This window comes from Candidatus Cyrtobacter comes (genome assembly GCF_034470605.1).
GTDB lineage: Bacteria > Pseudomonadota > Alphaproteobacteria > Rickettsiales > Midichloriaceae > Cyrtobacter > Cyrtobacter comes.
In genome coordinates, this window is the sequence record NZ_JARGYT010000122.1 from 1 (window position 1) to 2,805 (window position 2,805).

General features: G+C 33.8%; 2 protein-coding genes. One reads left to right on the forward strand and one right to left on the reverse strand.

The annotated features are described in order from the left end of the window. Positions 1-905: 905 nt before the first annotated feature. Entirely contained in the window at positions 906-1,133 is a 228-nt protein-coding gene (locus Cyrtocomes_RS06220; protein WP_458693280.1) for a transposase-like zinc-binding domain-containing protein, read from the reverse strand. Between the two features lie 147 nt (positions 1,134-1,280). Between Cyrtocomes_RS06220 and ssb the strand changes: the two genes are divergently transcribed. After that, a complete protein-coding gene (gene ssb, locus Cyrtocomes_RS05855; protein WP_410519712.1) occupies positions 1,281-1,733 on the forward strand; it encodes a single-stranded DNA-binding protein in 453 nt (150 codons plus the stop codon). Positions 1,734-2,805 lie beyond the last annotated feature (1,072 nt).

Here is a 2,805-nt window from a genome sequence, read left to right on the forward strand (position 1 = left end):
TGGGCTCAGGCTAAGCAAATTCGTAGATCCACTAATTGCTCTATAAATCAACTTTTCAATGACTATTTATCGTGACTCTTTTATACCGGATTAGCTATATATGTCAAGAATGGGATTTGCTAGTGTTTATGGTACAGAGGCAAGTCTTAGTTTTGAATTGTTGGTCCTCGTGGTAAAAAGACCTTTGAACGCCTTTTACTGCTTAAGTTTAAAATCAAGCTTTTTTGTACTTGTCATTGGGAAGTTTATCAGGTATCTGTTCCATCTAATTAGCTGATGCAAAATGAGAATAGACCTGTATTATTGCAATATACGGCATTATTTTGTCGGTTCTGTCAAGGTTTGACATCATTCTAGATGTTACTCAAAGTCCACCTCCATGGGCTTAAGCTTATTTTCTTTTAGAATCTCGCTTAACTATTTTTTAGTGTTCTAGGTATTGTTAATCAAATGTAGATAATAATAGTCTCTTATTAAAAAGCATTAATATTGAATTATATAGCATGCTTTGCTGTACCGTTTGGTTTTATGGTTAAACCTAGCTCAGTAGTGCTTTATTAAAGAATTTAAATACTCTGCTGTCTCTACCTTTGTAAAAGTGGTGCTTCTTTGCAATTATGAACTTGCAATAAACATCGCAATGATCACTACATAATATTTCTATTTCGTACTTTTCTTCTAACAGAAGAGCTATAGGTAAATACGAGCTAAAATCCCTGTTGATGATGCTCAATTCAAAATTAACAACTTTAGCTCTATTCCGATCAATAGCAAGCCGACTTTGTTAGTTTTTTTTGGCAATAGATAAAAAACTCATCAAGCTTAATAATAGAAATCTTTTTAACATCCTTGAGTATCTCTACATTATTTAATTTCTATTTTAGTAGATCTGGAAACTTCCTAATTCACTGGATTATAAGGGGATTGGGTACCTCTTCCAATCTTTCAATTGACATGATGCATACTACCTCTAAATACATACACACTACTTTCAGTTTTTTATCATTGCTGTATTTTTCTCTTAAATCACACTCTCTATACGTCTTGCCACAACCTTTACATTCGTATCTTTGTTTCCCTTGAACATACACGTTTTTTACCAGAGCAGTACTGCTGCAGTGCTTGCATATCATGATTCCTCTTTTTTTACTTGATATAATATCGAAGTTCAAATCATGTTCCTATATTTAGTAATGCCGTGTTTGATGCTAAAAATCACAAGTTGACATTATATTTATTTAATTTAATCTCCTCGAGGTCTTTCTTTATGGTATTATGCTGTGGCCGGAAGTTTAAATAAGGTGGTTTTGATAGGGAATGTAGGGAAAGATCCAGAGGTGAGGGCTTCGCACGATGGGCGTGAGGTTGCAAGCTTTTCTCTAGCAACATCTGAGAGCTGGAAAGATAAAAATGGAGAAAAGAGGGAGAAAACAGAGTGGCATAGGGTTGTAGTTTTCTCACAGGGCCTGGTAAATCTTCTTAAGAGTTATGTGCAAAAAGGTTCGAAACTTTATGTGGAAGGTAGTCTACAAACGAGAGAGTGGACTGATCAGACGGGTATGAAGAGGCATTCAACTGAAGTTGTACTTCAGCAATATAGTGGTTCTATTATCTTATTGGATGCTAAGGCGCCTGGTTTGGGGGCTCAAAAAGAGAGAGGGTATTCGCAGCAGATTGATACTACAGCTAAGCATATAGAGGAAGATGAAGAAGATGGAATCCCACCATTTTAAGTAAAAGCTTTGGTTCTTGATATATGGCTAAATAGATTTTAGCTGTGTTATAGTTTCATTTTAGAATAGATTTGTCATTACGTTTTGAGTTTTACAAAATGGCATTGTGCTGGAGTTTATGGGTATTTTCAGCTGTTTTAGGGTATTTATACCCTTTTAAAATGGTTGTGGCCTTTTTTATATAGTGAGTTATCTCCATATTTGATTCAAAATAGCGTCAAATCAGTTTGATTATTTTTTTGAGATATTGATTGGTTGTTTGTTTATAATTTATTTCCAATCATAATTGGATCTTATCTTGAAACTAGTCAAGAATATCGCGCATCTTTCAAATTAAAATGACGCAATGCTCCAAGGCTTTTATTAAGCAATAGTTATTTGAGCTGAATTAGCATAGGTGAGTATTATATACCTCAGATAAAACAGCTATAGTAGAGGCGCCTTAAGAATTTCCAGTAAAACTCTAATATATGCCATTCTATTTATTAGAACAAAGTTTGATTTAATAACTACTTCACTAGAGCAAAGTGTATATATAATCATGTTTTTACCATTTTTTTGATATAGGGTGGGCATTGTCATATTAAGATAGATTTTGGTGAATGAATGTGTCTATGTGTAAATTTTGCTCCAATAAAACTATGATCAAGAATGGTTATAGGCAAGCAATGTGGCAGAAATAAAATACACGCTTAAAGAGGGGATATAACAATGTTCGATTTAGAATAATGAATATTCAAATAGCTGGATTCGTAATGCTGGAAAAGCTGTAGAAAAGGAGGAGTAAGTGATATATTCCTATTTTAGAGGGGCTATATATATTCAAAAAAAGGCGGGCCAAATTTGCTTGGCGGAAATGAGATTATTGCGCATTATATGGACCTTCTGAATCTGTAAACGCACTACAAGTAATGATATTAGAATTATAGCTACAGATGGCAATTACAGTTATAACAAAATAATACCAAATAGAATAGGCACTGTTAACAAAGGTTGTATTTAATAGATGCTAAAGCTATAAAGGCAAGGAAAGAGAGATCGGATTTCTCAAATCGTAATGCTAAGCGTCGAT